This window comes from Mesorhizobium sp. M7A.F.Ca.MR.245.00.0.0, assembly GCF_003997415.1.
GTDB lineage: Bacteria > Pseudomonadota > Alphaproteobacteria > Rhizobiales > Rhizobiaceae > Mesorhizobium.
In genome coordinates this window covers 1-15,386 of the sequence record NZ_RZTE01000071.1, presented here as the reverse complement: position 1 = coordinate 15,386, position 15,386 = coordinate 1, and the positions used below count along the sequence as shown (strand labels likewise).

The following is a 15,386-nucleotide window of genomic DNA, read 5'->3' as shown; positions in this document are numbered from 1 at the left end:
AGGCCACCTTCTCCCACAAGGGGAGAAGGAAGAACTGCTCTATTCCGGCACAAACCTCACCGCGCCCTTGGCCGCGCTGGTCGTCATGGCGGCATAGGCTCGCAAGGCGGTCGTCACCTTGCGCTTGCGCTTTTCCTCGGGCTTCCAGGCCAGGGCGCCCTTGGCCTCCATCGCCGCCCGGCGGGCAGCGAGTTCCGCCTCATCGACAGCCAGGCGGATGCTGCGGTTCGGGATGTCGATCTCGATCGTATCGCCCTCCTGCACCAGCCCGATCAGCCCGCCTTCGGCGGCTTCCGGCGACGCATGGCCGATCGACAGGCCCGACGTGCCTCCCGAGAAGCGGCCGTCGGTGACCAGGGCGCAGGCCTTGCCGAGCCCTTTCGACTTCAGATAGCTGGTTGGATAAAGCATTTCCTGCATGCCTGGGCCGCCGCGCGGCCCTTCATAGCGGATGACGACCACATCGCCGGCCTTGATCTCGTTGGACAGGATCGCCTTGACGCTGGAATCCTGGCTTTCGAAGACGCGGGCCGGGCCGGTGAACTTCAGGATCGATTCATCGACGCCGGCGGTCTTCACGATGCAGCCGTCGAGAGCCAGATTGCCTTTCAGCACGGCGAGGCCGCCATCTTTGGAAAAGGGATGTTCGGTCGAGCGGATGACGCCTTTCTCGCGGTCGAGATCGAGTTCGTCCCAGCGGCGGTCCTGGCTGAAAGCGACCTGTGTCGGCACGCCGCCAGGGGCGGCGAGGAAGAAATCACGCACGCTCTGGCTGGTCGTGCGGGAAATATCCCAATGGTCGAGCGCTTCGCCCAGCGTTCGCGTGTGCACCGTCGGCAGGTCGCGGTTGAGCAGGCCGGCATTGTCGAGCTGGCCGAGGATGGCCATGATACCGCCGGCGCGGTGCACGTCTTCCATGTGCACGTCGGACTTGGCCGGAGCAACCTTGCACAGCACCGGCACCTTGCGCGACAGCGCGTCGATGTCGTCCTGATCGAAATCGATCTCGCCTTCATGGGCGGCAGCCAGGATGTGCAGCACGGTGTTGGTCGAGCCGCCCATGGCGATGTCGAGCGTCATGGCGTTCTCGAAGGCGCCCTTCGAGGCAATGTTGCGCGGCAGAGCCGTCTCGTCATCCTGTTCGTAGTAACGCTGGGCGAGATCGACGATCAGGTGGCCGGCCTCGACGAACAGCCGTTTGCGGTCGGCATGCGTCGCCAATGTCGAGCCGTTGCCGGGCAGCGACAGGCCAAGCGCCTCGGTCAAACAATTCATCGAATTGGCGGTGAACATGCCCGAGCAGGAGCCGCAGGTCGGGCAGGCCGAGCGCTCGATGACCTTGACGTCCTCGTCGGAGACCCTGTCGTCGGCGGCCGCCACCATGGCATCGACCAGGTCGAGAGCCTGCGTCTTGCCGGCGAGCACCACCTTGCCGGCTTCCATCGGACCGCCGGAAACGAAGACGGTCGGGATGTTGAGGCGCAACGATGCCATCAGCATGCCGGGCGTGATCTTGTCGCAATTGGAGATGCAGACCATGGCGTCGGCACAGTGAGCATTGACCATGTATTCGACGGAATCGGCGATCAGCTCGCGCGACGGCAGCGAATAGAGCATGCCGTCATGGCCCATCGCGATGCCGTCGTCGACGGCGATGGTGTTGAATTCCTTGGCGACGCCGCCGGCCTTCTCGATCTCGCGCGCGACCAACTGGCCGAGATCCTTCAGATGGACATGGCCCGGCACGAACTGGGTGAAGGAGTTGACCACCGCGATGATCGGCTTGCCGAAATCCGAGTCCTTCATGCCGGTGGCGCGCCAGAGGCCGCGTGCGCCGGCCATGTTGCGGCCATGGGTTGTGGTGCGGGAGCGATAGGCAGGCATGTTTTTTCCTTGGTGGCTGGCCACGGCGAGGCATGGCGCGGCGGAGCTGAATTCGGACCGCAGGCGTTATAGACGCGCAAGCCCGGTCTGGCCACAATTTTGCAATGCGCCAGATTCTCTCAAAAAAATGCGTGGCACTGTCGGATGGCGCACTGCATGCCCGTCCTTGGGCAGACGACATGGAAATGGCACCGCGTTCGGAGTCAGCCGTTTCGCCGTAACGCAACCAAACAACCCGAGGAGCACGACATGCAAAAGATCACCACCTGCCTGTGGTTCGACGGCCAGGCCGAAGAGGCCATGAATTTCTACGTCTCCATCTTCAAGAATTCGAAGGTGCTGAGCGTGATGCGCTGGCCCGAGGGCCACGCCGATGAAGGCAAAGTGCTGGTGACCACGTTCGAACTCGACGGCGTGCAGTTCCAGGCGCTCAACGGCGGACCGCAGTTCAAGCACACCGAGGCGATGTCGCAGTCGATCGACTGCAAGACGCAGGAAGAGGTGGATTACTTCTGGGACAAGCTCATCGAAGGTGGCGGCCAACCGTCGCAATGCAGCTGGCTGAAGGATAAATTCGGCGTCTCCTGGCAGGTCGTGCCGGAGCAGCTGCCGCGCCTGCTTCTGGATCCGGACCGGGCCAAGGCCGGCCGCGTGATGTCGGCGATGATGCAGATGAGCAAGATCGACATCGCCAGGATCGAGGAAGCGGCGAGAGGATAGTCGAGGGTCGGCGCTGCCCCTCATCCGCCCTTCGGGCGTTCCTCGTTCGAAAAGCCAAGCAATTGGCTTTTCGCCCGCTGCGCGGACCACTCCTCACCTCCCCGTGAACGGGGAGAAGGGAAAACTGGCGCCTACGCCGCCTTGTCGCGGACCTGATAGTCCTTGATCGTGGCAAACTTGATCGCCTTCCAGCGTTCCGCTTCGTAGTTCAGCGAGAAAGCGTGCTGGGCGAGGAACACCGGATCATTGTCGAGGTCGCGGGCGATGTCACCGCGATGCGCCTCGATGAAGCGAAGCGTCTCGGCTTTGTCGTCGGCCGATATCCAGCGGCAGACTGAAAACCGCGACATCTCGAATTCGACCGGCAGCGTGTATTCGAAGTTCAGCCGTTCCTTCAGCACGTCGAGCTGCAGCGCGCCGACGACGCCGACGATGGCCGGCGAGCCATCCTCCGGCGAAAACAGCTGCACGACGCCCTCCTCTGCCATCTGGTGCAGCGCTTCCTTGAGTTTTTTCGCCTTCATCGCGTCGCCGAGGCGCACACGACGCAGGATTTCCGGGGCGAAATTCGGAACGCCGCGGAACAGTATCTCCTCGCCTTCGGTCAGCGTGTCGCCGATGCGCAGCGTGCCATGGTTGGGGATGCCGACGACATCACCGGCAAAAGCCTCGTCAGCGGTAACGCGGGTCCGGGCAAAGAAGAACTGCGGCGCCGACAGCGACATCGGTTTTCCCGTGCGCACCAGCTTGGCCTTCATGCCGCGCTCGAGCTTGCCCGAACAGACACGGACGAAGGCGATGCGGTCGCGGTGATTGGGATCCATGTTGGCCTGGATCTTGAAGACGAAGGACGTCATCTTCTCTTCGGTCGCCTCGACCTTGCGGGTGTCGGCCTCCTGCGCGCGCGGCGGCGGTCCAAAAGCGCCGAGTGCCTCGATCAGGTCGCGCACGCCATAGTTGCGTAGCGCCGAACCGAAATAGACCGGCGTCAGATGGCCCTCGCGGAAGGCCTCAATATCAAGGGGTCTGCACGCTTCTCGCGCGAGTTCCAGTTCCTCGATGAAGGCTTCGCGCTCGTTTTCGGGCAGCAGCCCGGCGACGCGGTTGGAATCGGGGCCGTTGACCGGCGTGCGTTCCTTCTCGTCGTCGCCCTTGCGCGCGGCGTTCAGCGCCAGATGGTAGGTGCCGGAGAACGTCTTGCCACGGCCGATCGGCCAGGTGATCGGCGCGGTGTCGAGCGCCAGCTTCTGCTCGATTTCATCGAGGATCTCGAACGGGTCGCGGCTTTCGCGATCCATCTTGTTGACGAAGGTGATGATCGGGATGTCGCGCAGGCGGCAGACTTCGAACAGTTTCAGCGTGCGTGGCTCGATGCCCTTGGCGGCATCGATGACCATGACCGCCGAGTCGACCGCCGACAGCGTGCGGTAGGTGTCGTCGGCGAAATCCTCGTGGCCGGGCGTGTCGAGCAGGTTGAAGACATTGTCCTCATACTCGAAGGTCATCACCGAGGTGACGACCGAGATGCCGCGTTCGCGCTCGATCTTCATCCAGTCGGACCGCGTCTGGATCTTGTCCTTCTTGGCCTTGACCTCGCCGGCGAGCTGGATGGCGCCGCCGAACAGCAGCAGCTTTTCGGTGAGCGTCGTCTTGCCGGCGTCCGGGTGCGCGATGATCGCGAAGGTGCGGCGGCGCGCCACTTCTTCTTCTATTGCTTCGGGCATTCTCTGGGATTTCCGTGTGACAGGTCGGGCTTCTAGCAGCGCAGTGGCAGGCTGTCGACCGCTCCGGCCGGCCCACCTCTTCGTCTGGGCATGCAGCCGATCACGCCGTGGCTCAAGCCAGCGCATTGCCGCATGTTTCGCGCTGCTCGACATTGGCAAGCGGCGAACGGGATGGCACTTGGGTGTGCGTCCGTCAGAAATCACGAGCCAAAGGAGCGAGCATGACAGCGGCTAAAGAAGTGATCGTCATCGGCGCCGGTATCATCGGCGCCTCCATCGCCTGGCATCTGAGCAGAGCGGGTGCGCAAGTGACGGTGATTGCCGACAGTGCTGCCGGTGGGGTGGCGACGCCAAATTCGTTCGCCTGGATCAACGCCAGCTGGGGCAATCCGGAGCCCTATTTCCGGCTGCGCACCCGCGCCATGGCCGAATGGTCGCGGCTGGCGCAGGACCTGCCCGACCTGCCGCTGAGCTGGTGCGGCGGCCTGTGCTGGGACTTACCGGCGGCCGACATGGAAACCTACGCCACGGAACATTCCGCCTGGGGCTATGGCATCAGCCAAGTCGACCGCGCCGGTGCAGCGCGCATCGAACCCAATCTCACCGAGCTTCCGGATTTTGCCCTGCATGTTGCCGAAGAAGGTGTCGCAGAGCCCGTGGCCGCCGTCCGTGCCCTATTGGCAGACGCGAAGCGACATGGCGCGAAGACCATCTCCAGCACGGTGACGGCCCTGGTCCAGACCGGCGGCAGGATCACCGGTGTCGACACATCGCATGGCCTGATTGCATCGGACGAGGTGGTGGTCGCGGCCGGCGTTGGCTCGCCGGAGATCGCCGCGACCGCCGGGATCAACCTGCCGATCGAAACGCCGCCCGGCCTGATCGTCCATTCGCGACCGCACGAAAAGCTGCTCAACGGGCTGGTGCTGGCCGAGCGGCTGCACATGCGCCAGACGGCGGAAGGCCGCATCATCGCCGGCTCGGATTTCGGCGGCGCCGATCCGGGCATGGATGCCGAAGCCACCGCCCACGCCCTGTTTGCGGCCATGAAGGCCATGCTGCGCGACAGCGATGGGTTGGAACTCGATTTCCACACGGTCGGCTACCGGCCGACGCCGATCGACGGCTTTCCGATCATTGGCCGCGCCGAGGGCTTGGACGGTGTCTATGTCGCCGTCATGCATTCCGGCATCACGTTGGCGCCGGCCATCGGCCTGTTCGCCGCTCGGGAAATCCTCGACGGCGAGCGCGACCCCTTACTTGCCCCTTATGGATTGTCGCGTTTCGCTCAATAGGCGGGCGGACGCCGAAAGCCGCCGGTCAGTGGTTCGATTGCCTGGCGATGCCGAGCAGCTGTGACTCCGACCAGCGTTTGCCGACCAGTTGCAAGCCGATCGGCAAGCCCTCGCTGCCCTGTCCGCATGGGATGGAAAGCGCCGGATGGCCGCTGTAGTTGAAGACGGCGCCATAGGCCGGCAGCATCCAGTAGCTCTGCTCCTTGCCGTCGACCGTGATCGGCGTGCCCGGCTCGCAATGCGGGAAGGCGGAAGTCATGGCCACCGGGCAGAGCAGCGCGTCATGGTTTTCGAAAAACCGGTCCCAGGCGAGAATGGACCGGTCGCGGCGGGCGAGTGCCTCGAACCAATGCGAGACCGGTGTCGGGTTCTCCGGCGACTCCGGCTGGGCGGCCTCCAGCATCATGCCGATCAGCGCGCCGCCCTGCTCCAGATCGTGGTGCAGATCGAGTTTCGGCAGTTTTGCCTCCTTAACGAGGGCACCGGCCGATTGCAGCTGCCTTGCGAGGTTTTCGACCGCGGCGCTGATGTCGCCGGCCACCGGAAAGCCGGGAAAGGACGGCGCGAAGGCGATGCGCAATGTCCTAGGGTCGAGCTTCGGCATATCCTGGACCGGCACCGGGGCAAGATCGGTGTCGCTTCCATCCGGGCCGGCGATGATTTGATAGATCAGCGCCAAATCTTGCACGCTGCGCGCCAACGGCCCGAGGCAGGACATCAGCCGCACGCTGCGCGCGGCACCGCCGGGATCGGGGAAGGCACCGGCCAGCGAGACACGATGCTCCGTCGGCTTCAAGCCATAAACACCGCAGAAGGCGGCCGGCAGCCGGATCGAATCCTGCATGTCTGTGCCCACGTCGAACGGCGTCATCCCCGAGCAAATTGCCGCTGCCGCGCCGCCGCTGGAGCCGCCTGCCGTGCGCTGGAGATTCCATGGATTGTTGGTGCGGCCGAACAGCGGGTTGTTCGATTGCCAGTCCGAAAGCATGGCCGCGACATTGGTCTTGGCCATCAGCACGCCGCCGGCCGCTTTCAGTCTGATGACGACCGGGCTGTCCTGCTTGGCGACATAGTCGGCAAAGGGCGAGAAGCCGACCGTGGTCCTTATGCCTGACGTTTCGTGCATGTCTTTCAGCGTGAACGGCACGCCATGAAGAGGTCCGGGTGCGGCGCCGCGCGCCTGGGCAGCGTCCGCCTTCTTGGCACGCTCGCGGGCGCCTTCCCTGTCGAGCGAGATGACGGCGTTGACGACCTCGTTGTGGGCATCGATCTGCGCCAGGTGGGCGTCGAGGGCTTCGACGGCGGAGATTTTGCGCTTTGCGATGGCTGCGGCCAGTTCGACGGTTGAGGAGAAGGCGATGTCCATGAGGAATGCTCCGGCTTGGCCGCGCGTGCCTGACCAAATGGCGGAACGCGGCGCGATTTCAAGCGGAGTTGAGCATTCGGTATTCGCTAGTGCTTGATCGAAGTTGTGCTGCCGATGTCGGCACTCTACGGCGCCCCCCTCTGGCCTGCCCGCCATCTCCCCCTCAAGTGGGGAGATTGGATAGCGTCACGGCTTTCGCCAATCTTCAACGTTGCAAGAACGCGCGGTCGGCGAAGCTGCCAATCTCCCCACTTGAGGGGGAGATGTCCGGCAGGACAGAGGGGGGCGCTGGCCCGCGACTTTGCAGCATTTGCGATCCGGCGAAGAAACTTACCCGACCAGCGCCAGCTTTGCCGCCGCTGGAGCAAACGGGCGAATGCTGATGCCGTCCCGCGTCATCGTGACAAAACTCGATGGCGGGATCGCTTGCCAGTCGCCGCCCTCGCGGTCGAACGGCTCGGACACGATGCAGCGGCCGCCACCCTTGCGCAAGACGGAGGTGTAGAGCGTCGGCGCGTGGGCGTCGGTGGCATAGCGCACCGCATGCAACGCCTGTCCATCCGAGAAGGCGGCGGTGAGCTTCAGCGCTGGTTCGAGGCCGGCGCGGCGCGAGGCTTCGAGCACGCGGCTAGTGGCGCGGGACACCGCGCCTTGCGGATCGCCGGCCAACCCTTCGTCGATCATCAGCAGGAAAAAGAGTTCGGAATCGGTGGTGCCTTCGCGCTGGTCGAAGACGGCGTCTGACAGCGAATTCTCCAGCGCGCGGCGGATCTTCTCGAAGCCGCCGATCTGGCCGTTGTGCATGAACGACCAGGCGCCGGAGATGAACGGATGGCAATTCATGCGGCTGGTGGCGCCGCCGGTGGACGCCCGTACATGGGCGAGGAACAGGCCGGATTTGATCTGCCGGCACAGGCTTTTCAGATTGGGATCGGACCAGGCCGGCAGGATATCGCGATAGAGACCCGGCTCCGGGCGGTCGCCATACCAGGCAAGGCCGAAGCCGTCGCCATTGGTCGGCGATTTCGCTTCCTGGGCGCAATGGCTCTGGGCGATCAGCGAGTGACAGGGCGCCGTGAGGATGTCTTCGAGAAAGACCGCTTCACCGAGATAGGCCGCCCACCGGCACATCGCTTCTGTCGTCCTCTAGGCGCGATCCATAAGAGCCGCAGGCTCCTTGATCGCGTGTGTGCCTCTGTTGTGCGTCCGCTCGTAAAGCTCGCGAACGATTCGGCTGGCGGTAGTTTCAAACAGAAATGGCAAGAAAGCATGAACGAGCGCAGCACAAGCCGCCATCAACAGGCGCGACGAAAACCAGGCGGCAAAGCCCATGTGGCTGAAATAGGTTTCGCCGACCTTGGCCGGATGAGAGGTGAAAATCTTGGCGACCGACATGCTGGTTCCCCTTCAGCGCTTCAAGTTCCTGATATGAGTATCCTGACACGCTTCGCCGGTTCATCGGTCTCAAAATGTCCTTGTATTTCGGTGATCCTTGGGACAAACATCCCACATGACGCTGGAAATTGACGAAATCGACCGGAAATTGCTCACTGAGCTGCAACGCGACGGCACGCTGTCGGTCGACCAGCTGTCGGAACGGGTGGCGCTGTCGCGCAATGCCTGCTGGCGCCGAGTGAGGCGGCTGGAAGAGGCTGGTGTGATCACCGGCAGGGTGGCGCTGGTCGATGCCGAAAAGCTCGGGCTTGGCCTTTCCGTCTTCATCCTGATCCGCACGTCCAACCACGATCCGGAGTGGCTGCAGAAGTTTCGGGCGGCGGTGACCGGCTTTCCCGAGATCATCGGCGTCTACCGCATGTCCGGCGACCTCGATTATGTCTTGCGCGCCCGCGTCGCCGACGTGAAGGCCTATGACCGGCTCTATCAGCGGCTGATTGCCAAGGTGGCGCTGTCGGACGTTTCCGCGTCGTTCGTGATGGAGGAAATCAAGGAAACGACCGTCGTTCCGATGGAACTGCGTTAGGGGCACCGCATGTGGGATTGGGTAGTGTCTCGGTATGAACTGGGCGCTTCTGGTCTTTAGGTCCGGTGGGCCTCGTGTAGCCTTAGCAATTCTGACTTGGCATCCACCAAAACCTGTTTCCAATGAGCGATATCGTCCGGCGTCGCTGGTTCTGGCAAAGCGTTTGCTGCATAGGCCTTCAACATGGCCTCAGCGAGACGCTTGCTAGACTCTGCAGTGCTTCTCAATAGGGCTAAGATGTCGGGTTGGTCATCGGCCTGATTATCCATGCGGCCAACATATCGAAATTCGAACAGTTAGGCGACACACTACCGGACCGGCCATCGTGCCGCCCAAAAGAAAGCCGTTGATAGATTTACAGTCGAGTTGACCGAATCGCCGTTCGCGCCGATAGGATCGATTTTATGCGCGCAGCCCTTCAAACTTCCTCCGTCATCGGTCCGACCGTCGGCTTCGTCAGGTTGCCGCATGCTGAAGGACTTCCCCTTCCCGCCTATGAAAGCACTGGTGCCGCCGGCATGGATCTGCGCGCCGCTGTGCCGGACGACCGGCCGCTGCTGATCCTTCCGGGAAAGCGCGCTCTGGTGCCGACCGGGCTGATCCTGGAAATTCCGGAAGGCATGGAGGGCCAGGTGCGGCCGCGCTCCGGACTTGCTTTCAAGCACGGCCTGACTGTCCTCAACACGCCCGGCACCATCGACAGCGACTATCGCGGCGAGGTGAAGGTGCTGCTGATCAATCTCGGCGACGAGGACTTTGCCGTGACGCGCGGCATGCGCATCGCCCAGATCATCTTCGCTGCGGTGGCCCAGGCGACCGTGGAAGAGCGCAGTCTGGCCGGTGGTACGGCGCGTGGCGCGGGCGGATTCGGATCGACCGGCACCGCCTGATGTCTAAACTGCCTAAGCTTGTCATCTTCGACTGCGACGGGATCCTGGTCGATACAGAGAATTTGGCCAATCGGCGTCTCGCCGAATGGCTGACCGCTGCCGGCTATCCGACAAGCTTCGAATATTGCCGCAAGAATTTCTCCGGCCGCAGCATGGCGTCGGTGCAGAAAGAGATCGAAGAAGAGACCAGCGTCAGGCTCGGCGCCGGTTTCGTCGATCGCTGGAACGCCGGCCTGCCGGACCTGTTTGCCCACGGCGTCGAAGCGATCCCCTACGTCCGCGAGTTCGTCGAAGCCGTGCGTTCAGCCGGTATCGCCTATTGCGTCGCCACCTCGGCCCGGGTGTCGAAGATGCACATCACGCTTGGCCAGACCGGGCTGCTGCCGCTGTTCGAACACGCGATGTTTTCCTCGACCATGGTCAGCCGTGGCAAGCCGTTCCCGGACCTGTTCCTGCATGCGGCCAAGACCATGGGCTTCGCGCCTGCCGACTGCATCGTCATCGAGGACAGCGTCGCCGGCACGCAGGCCGGGATCGCCGCCGGCATGCGGGTGTTTTCCTACCATGCCGATCCCTATTCCGACCGCGCCGGCCTGATCCAGGCCGGCGGCATCCTGTTCGACGACATGCGCGAGCTGGCCGGGCTGGTGCCGATCCACTGACCTGATCTTCAGCCTGCAGCTGTACGCCTCGATTGTCCGTGCTAGCTTGGCGCCGCCAACTCGAGGCCACGCATGAACCCCAGCCTGCTCCGCCTCATCCTCGCCTTGATGCTGGCGCCGTTTCTATGGACCGCGGCCGGCGCGCAAGCCATCAGCTTTCCGGAGCTCGGCAGCGCTCTGCCCGGCCGCACGGATGTCACCTATCTCGACCTCGCGAGGATGGTCATTCCGGATCTTGCCGCGGACAATCACGGCTTCTACAGGGGTGGGTTGCCGATCGAGATGCGTCATATCGAGGGACCGGACAGCGGCGGTTCGCCGCCCGAGACTTCGGGCTTTTCCAATGCCGCGGTGCTCGCCATCAAGGCCGGCGGCAAGGATCGGCTGACCATGCTGTTCGACCTTGGCGATTCTCCCGACAGCGCCGAAGGCTATGCGGTGCTGGCGCTCTACGACATCACGGCCAAGCCAAAGCTGCTCGACGCCGTCAATGTCGCGCTCGACCGCGGCACCTATTTCCGCGAACCGGGCAAGCTTTCCGTCGGCGCCAACGATGACGTCCTCATCACCATGAGCGCGCATTTCAATTCGAGCCAGAACTATGTGATCACGCCGCTGATCATGATCCGCGACGACAAGTTCGAACCGATCGACATGATCTATACGTTCGATGAAAACCTGTGCGCCTACAGCCGCAAGCAGGATGTAGCTTTTCAGGGCATTGCCGATGGTCAGCCTTATGCCGCCATCAAGGTGACCGTGACCGACTCTACTGTGCTGAACGGCGAAAGCTGCGACGACACTCCGCCCAGACCAGAGTCCCACGAGATCTCCGTCACCTATCACTGGGACAAGAAGACATCGCGCTACACCAAGGATTCCGACGCGCTGGACAAATTGGCAGGAGAGAACGCCAATCGCTTCTGAACCAACCGCATTCGTTTGCCCGGTCAAATCGGGCAGGATAAAATCCGCTTAGCCACACCGCACATGATGGGGGAACTACCATGGACAAGGGCAAGATCTTTCGCGACCTGCATGCCTCGACCTTCGTCATGCCCAATCCCTGGGATATTGGCACGACGAAGCTGCTGGCCTCGTTCGGTTTCACGGCGCTGGCGACGACCAGCGCCGGCTTTGCTTTTTCACGCGGCCTGCCGGATGGCGCCGTAACCTTCGACCAGATGATCCACCATTGCCGCGAGGTGACGGCGGCGACCAGCCTGCCTGTCTCCGCCGACCTCGAGAAAGGCAAGGGCGACAGCGCCGAGCAGGCCGCCGAAACCATCTTCGCGGCGGAAGCGGCCGGTCTTGCCGGATGCTCGATCGAGGACCACACCGGCGATCCGGACAAGCCGATCTATGATTTCGCGCACGCCGTCGAGCGCGTTGCGGCGGCGGTGGAAGCGGCGCGGGCGCTGAAGCGCGATTTCGTCTTCACCGCGCGGGCCGAGAATTTCCTGTGGGGCAAGTCCGACCTCGACGACACCATCAAGCGGCTGCAGGCATTCGAGAAGGCCGGTGCCGACGTGCTCTACGCGCCAGGCATCGCCGACGTCGAGATGATCCGCACGCTCTGCTCGGCGGTCAGCAAGCCGGTCAATGTCATGGCAAAGCCTGGCTTCACCATCGCCGACCTCGCCATGGCCGGCGTCAAGCGCATCTCGCTCGGGCCGTGGCTGACCAATTTCGCCTATGGCATGCTGGAAACGGCGGCGCGCGAGATCCAGCAGGACGGCACCTTCGGCTTCACCCGCGCCGCCATGCCATTCGGCAAATTGCAGGCCCTCTTCGGCAAGTCTTCAGCTTGAACGGGGCCCATCGCATGACGCTCACCGTCGTCGATATGCATACCGGCGGCGAGCCGCTCAGGATCGTCACCGGCGGCTATCCCAGTGTCCCCAAGGGCACGATCCTAGAAAAGCGCGCCTATGTGCGCGACCATCTCGATCATCTCAGGAAGATCCTGATGTTCGAGCCGCGCGGCCATTACGACATGTATGGCGCCTTGCTGGTCGAACCCGACCTGCCCGGCGCCGACCTCGCCGTGCTGTTCATGCACAATGAGGGTTATTCGACGATGTGCGGCCACGCCATCGTCGCGCTCGGCCGCTACGCCGTAGATGAAGGATTGGTGGCGAAACAGGAACCAATCACGACAGTCAATATCGAGGCGCCGTGCGGGCTGGTCGTCGCCTCCGTCGAGGTCAGGGACGGCAAGGCCGGTGCGGTGTCGTTCGAAAGCGTGCCAGCGTTCCTGTTCGCCGGCGGCCAGACAATAGAGCTGGCGGGCCACGGCACGATCGGCTTCGACGTCGCCTATGGCGGGGCTTTCTACGCGCTGGCCGATTGTCACCAATTCGGGCTCGAATTCGGCAAAAGCCGGGTGCGCGATTTCGTCGATGCGGCAACGGCGCTGACGGACAGGCTCAAGGCCGAATTTCCGCTGTCGCATCCCGACCACGGCGACCTTGCCTTCCTATACGGCACCATCCTGACCGATGGCCGCGATGCTTTCTCCGATGAGGTGACCAAGAACATCTGCGTCTTCGCCGAGGCGGAGGTCGACCGCTCGCCGACCGGCTCCGGCGTCACCGCAAGGCTGGCGGCCATGCATGCCAAGGGCGAGATCGCGATCGGACAGACGCGCACATTCGAAAGCATTGCCGGCTCGCGGTTTTCGGGAGCCGTGGTGCGGACGGCGAAGGCTGGCCCGCACGGGGCGATCATCGCCCGCGTCGGCGGCCGCGCCTATTATAGTGGCAGGACGGAGTTTATCGTCGAAGCGGACGACGAGCTCGGACGCGGATTCCTGTTGCGCTGAAGAAAATGCTCAGCGGCGCGAGGAGCGAGCCACTTCCCGCACCGAGATCGCCTTGTGCAGATGCACCATCACGGCGGCGGCGAAGAGCGGCGTCAGCAGGTTGAGCAACGGCACGGCGAGGAAAGCCGCGATGAGCAGCCCGGCGAGAAACACCGTGCCGGCATAGTGCCTGCGCAAGGCCCTGGCCTCTTCTTCCCCGCGAAAGCGCATGGCAGCGAATTCGAAGAACTCGCGCCCGAGCAGATAGCCATTGACGATAAAGAAGGCGGCTATGTTGACGCCCGGCACCAGCAAAAGCAGCAGGGCGACGATGTTGCCGAGAATGACGACGCCGAGGAATCGCGCCGACAGCACCAGCGAGCGCAGCGCCGGCATGGCGCGGCCGGTCGGATCGCCGGGATAGTCGGTGCGCTCGACCACTTCGGCGATATCGTCGAGGAACAGGCCGGCGACAACAGCCGTCACCGGTGCGATGAGCAATGCCATGCCGAAGGCAAGCGCTATCGCGGCGATGATGCCACCCAGCCAGCTGGCCCAGGACGGTATGCCGGGCAACAGCGTCTGCAGCCACGGCAGGGCGAGCCACTCGACGAGGCTGGTCAGGCCGAACCACAAGGCCACCAGCGCCAGCAGCGTCAGACCCAATGTCTTGAGGAACACGGCCCGAAAGGGAGGCGAAAGCAACTCAAGGGCCGCAGTGCGGGCAGCGTCGAAAATCACCGTGCTTTACCTCAGGTCACCAGACACCGCCGAAAGGCGGACGCTTCCGAGATAAGCAGAGCACGGCATGAGCGCAAGGAGGCCGGTTCCTGTGCTTTGACGCAATCCCAAGGGAAAGCGCTATGCGCTTTTCCCGGGAAAACCGCTTCACACTTTTCCTGGAATTGCTCTACCGCGCAAATGCTGGCTTTCGAACCGGAATGGTCATGGCGGCGACCCCGGCTACGACAAAACCCATGCCCAGCCATGCCGTCGAACCAAGACTTTCGCCGAGGAAGAGAGCGCCGATGCCGACGCCGATCGGCACGCGCAGATAGGCCTGCGAGGTGGTGCCGACCGAACCCAGCGTATGGATGAGGCGGAAATAGATGACGAAGGCCAGTGCGGTGGAAAAGACCGACAGGCTGAGCAGGGCCAGGATCGACGCCGTTGATGGCGCCAGCGTCCATGGCTGGTCGAACACCAGACTGAGGGGCACGAGGATGACGGCGCCGCACAGCATCGAACCGGCGGCAGGCAGCATCGGATCGAGACCCTTGAAGCCGCGGCCGAAAATGGCGGCCCCGGCATAGCAGATTGTTGCCGCTACGATGGCCAACTGCGCCCACAACTCGTGACCGAGACCACCCAGTGCCTGCGTGCCTATGATGAGACAGATGCCGGCAATGCCGGCGCCGACGCCAATCAGCTTGCGCACCGTGACCGGCTCGTGGCGGGTGATGAGCGCTGTCAAGAGGAAGGTGAAGATCGGCGAGGTCGCGTTCAGGATGGTGGCGAGGCCGGCATCGACCGAACGTTCCGCCGCGGCGATCAGGGTGAACGGGATGACGCTGTTGAGGCAGGCCTGGAAGGCGAAGCGGCGCCAGCTTGCCGCATCGCCCGGCAGGCTGAGCCCGCGCCAGCGGAGGATGGCAAACAAGATACCACCGGCAATCAGGGTGCGGGCGGCGATGAAGGTGACCGGCGGGATGGTTTCGACGCCGATCTTGATGAAGGTGTAGGAGGCGCCCCAGAGCACCGCCAGCACGACGAGCAGCGCAAGGTCGGTGGTCATGTCGTTCTTTGCAGGCTCGTTCTTTGTCGGCATGGCTCGCCTTCAAACGGGATCGGGTGAGCCATGCTTGTAGGCGGTCCGGCGATGAAATGCTTCGGCCACGGTCGAATTGTCATAGCGCCTCGCGGCTGATGCGCCTTTTGCCTGTTCCGCCAAAGTTGCGTGTCACGCCCTAGGCAAACCGGTTTCAAATCGCTAGACCCGCGCCGGACCGGCGTGGCAAGAAGCCGGCTCGGGTTTTGGCGGAGATTTTGATGCCGGATTAT

The 15,386-nt window shown here is 63.3% G+C and carries 15 protein-coding genes; 8 read left to right on the top strand and 7 right to left on the bottom strand.

Going from position 1 to position 15,386, the window contains the following annotated elements; translation table 11 throughout:
- Positions 1-39 precede the first annotated feature (39 nt).
- Complete coding sequence (gene ilvD, locus EOB80_RS33515; RefSeq protein ID WP_127332250.1) at positions 40-1,884, bottom strand: dihydroxy-acid dehydratase; 1,845 nt, start codon at positions 1,882-1,884, stop codon at positions 40-42.
- Between the two features lie 249 nt (positions 1,885-2,133).
- Here ilvD and EOB80_RS33510 point away from each other — a divergent pair, with 249 nt between their 5' ends.
- A complete protein-coding gene (locus EOB80_RS33510) occupies positions 2,134-2,604 on the top strand; it encodes a VOC family protein (RefSeq protein WP_127266620.1) in 471 nt (156 codons plus the stop codon).
- Positions 2,605-2,735: 131 nt separating this feature from the next.
- On the opposite strand, the gene EOB80_RS33505 is transcribed toward EOB80_RS33510, so the two are convergent.
- Positions 2,736-4,328, bottom strand: coding sequence for a peptide chain release factor 3 (locus EOB80_RS33505; protein ID WP_127332248.1), 1,593 nt, complete (start codon positions 4,326-4,328; stop codon positions 2,736-2,738).
- 221 nt (positions 4,329-4,549) lie between these two features.
- On the opposite strand from EOB80_RS33505, the gene EOB80_RS33500 reads away from it, so the two are divergent.
- Positions 4,550-5,623 (top strand): FAD-binding oxidoreductase, encoded by a 1,074-nt coding sequence (locus EOB80_RS33500; RefSeq protein ID WP_127332246.1) that lies wholly within the window; start codon positions 4,550-4,552, stop codon positions 5,621-5,623.
- 25 nt (positions 5,624-5,648) lie between these two features.
- Here EOB80_RS33500 and EOB80_RS33495 read toward each other — a convergent pair whose 3' ends face one another.
- The 3 genes from EOB80_RS33495 to EOB80_RS33480 form a co-directional block, all read right to left on the bottom strand.
- The gene (locus EOB80_RS33495; RefSeq protein ID WP_245466505.1) at positions 5,649-6,989 is read right to left on the bottom strand and encodes an amidase; all 1,341 of its coding nucleotides are present in this window, start codon (positions 6,987-6,989) and stop codon (positions 5,649-5,651) included.
- A gap of 330 nt (positions 6,990-7,319) precedes the next feature.
- Positions 7,320-8,120, bottom strand: a complete 801-nt coding sequence (locus EOB80_RS33485; protein WP_127266625.1) for a class II glutamine amidotransferase — start codon at positions 8,118-8,120, stop codon at positions 7,320-7,322.
- 15 nt (positions 8,121-8,135) lie between these two features.
- Positions 8,136-8,384, bottom strand: coding sequence for a DUF6356 family protein (locus EOB80_RS33480; RefSeq protein WP_127323170.1), 249 nt, complete (start codon positions 8,382-8,384; stop codon positions 8,136-8,138).
- A 115-nt stretch (positions 8,385-8,499) separates the two neighbouring features.
- Between EOB80_RS33480 and EOB80_RS33475 the strand changes: the two genes are divergently transcribed.
- From EOB80_RS33475 to EOB80_RS33450, 6 genes are all read left to right on the top strand, one after another.
- The gene (locus tag EOB80_RS33475) at positions 8,500-8,970 is read left to right on the top strand and encodes an Lrp/AsnC family transcriptional regulator (RefSeq protein WP_127332244.1); all 471 of its coding nucleotides are present in this window, start codon (positions 8,500-8,502) and stop codon (positions 8,968-8,970) included.
- A gap of 404 nt (positions 8,971-9,374) precedes the next feature.
- Complete coding sequence (gene dut / locus EOB80_RS33470) at positions 9,375-9,860, top strand: dUTP diphosphatase (RefSeq protein ID WP_127321744.1); 486 nt, start codon at positions 9,375-9,377, stop codon at positions 9,858-9,860.
- Positions 9,860-10,522 (top strand): HAD family phosphatase, encoded by a 663-nt coding sequence (locus tag EOB80_RS33465; RefSeq protein ID WP_127332242.1) that lies wholly within the window; start codon positions 9,860-9,862, stop codon positions 10,520-10,522. Before dut ends, EOB80_RS33465 begins: the two co-directional genes overlap by 1 nt.
- 72 nt (positions 10,523-10,594) lie before the next feature.
- Positions 10,595-11,449: a hypothetical protein gene (locus tag EOB80_RS33460; RefSeq protein WP_127332240.1), complete on the top strand. Its 855-nt coding sequence runs from the start codon at positions 10,595-10,597 to the stop codon at positions 11,447-11,449.
- An 80-nt stretch (positions 11,450-11,529) separates the two neighbouring features.
- Entirely contained in the window at positions 11,530-12,333 is an 804-nt protein-coding gene (locus EOB80_RS33455; RefSeq protein WP_127332238.1) for an oxaloacetate decarboxylase, read from the top strand.
- A 14-nt stretch (positions 12,334-12,347) separates the two neighbouring features.
- Positions 12,348-13,346: a proline racemase family protein gene (locus EOB80_RS33450; protein ID WP_127332236.1), complete on the top strand. Its 999-nt coding sequence runs from the start codon at positions 12,348-12,350 to the stop codon at positions 13,344-13,346.
- A 9-nt stretch (positions 13,347-13,355) separates the two neighbouring features.
- Here the strand turns inward: EOB80_RS33450 and EOB80_RS33445 are convergent, their stop codons facing one another.
- A complete protein-coding gene (locus tag EOB80_RS33445) occupies positions 13,356-14,066 on the bottom strand; it encodes a sulfate transporter family protein (protein ID WP_127332234.1) in 711 nt (236 codons plus the stop codon).
- Between the two features lie 169 nt (positions 14,067-14,235).
- On the bottom strand, positions 14,236-15,153 hold the full coding sequence (locus EOB80_RS33440) for an EamA family transporter (RefSeq protein WP_127332232.1): 918 nt from the start codon (positions 15,151-15,153) through the stop codon (positions 14,236-14,238).
- Positions 15,154-15,386: the final 233 nt, after the last annotated feature.

Bases quoted from the DNA above. Each gene is read 5' to 3' on its own strand.
- EOB80_RS33475 (WP_127332244.1), top strand. From the start codon at position 8,500: ATGACGCTGGAAATTGACGAAATCGACCGGAAATTGCTCACTGAGCTG.
- dut (WP_127321744.1), top strand. From the start codon at position 9,375: ATGCGCGCAGCCCTTCAAACTTCCTCCGTCATCGGTCCGACCGTCGGC.
- EOB80_RS33455 (WP_127332238.1), top strand. From the start codon at position 11,530: ATGGACAAGGGCAAGATCTTTCGCGACCTGCATGCCTCGACCTTCGTC.
- EOB80_RS33505 (WP_127332248.1), bottom strand. From the start codon at position 4,328: ATGCCCGAAGCAATAGAAGAAGAAGTGGCGCGCCGCCGCACCTTCGCG.
- EOB80_RS33485 (WP_127266625.1), bottom strand. From the start codon at position 8,120: ATGTGCCGGTGGGCGGCCTATCTCGGTGAAGCGGTCTTTCTCGAAGAC.
- EOB80_RS33465 (WP_127332242.1), top strand. From the start codon at position 9,860: ATGTCTAAACTGCCTAAGCTTGTCATCTTCGACTGCGACGGGATCCTG.
- EOB80_RS33450 (WP_127332236.1), top strand. From the start codon at position 12,348: ATGACGCTCACCGTCGTCGATATGCATACCGGCGGCGAGCCGCTCAGG.
- EOB80_RS33500 (WP_127332246.1), top strand. From the start codon at position 4,550: ATGACAGCGGCTAAAGAAGTGATCGTCATCGGCGCCGGTATCATCGGC.
- EOB80_RS33440 (WP_127332232.1), bottom strand. From the start codon at position 15,153: ATGCCGACAAAGAACGAGCCTGCAAAGAACGACATGACCACCGACCTT.
- EOB80_RS33510 (WP_127266620.1), top strand. From the start codon at position 2,134: ATGCAAAAGATCACCACCTGCCTGTGGTTCGACGGCCAGGCCGAAGAG.
- EOB80_RS33460 (WP_127332240.1), top strand. From the start codon at position 10,595: ATGAACCCCAGCCTGCTCCGCCTCATCCTCGCCTTGATGCTGGCGCCG.
- ilvD (WP_127332250.1), bottom strand. From the start codon at position 1,884: ATGCCTGCCTATCGCTCCCGCACCACAACCCATGGCCGCAACATGGCC.
- EOB80_RS33480 (WP_127323170.1), bottom strand. From the start codon at position 8,384: ATGTCGGTCGCCAAGATTTTCACCTCTCATCCGGCCAAGGTCGGCGAA.
- EOB80_RS33495 (WP_245466505.1), bottom strand. From the start codon at position 6,989: ATGGACATCGCCTTCTCCTCAACCGTCGAACTGGCCGCAGCCATCGCA.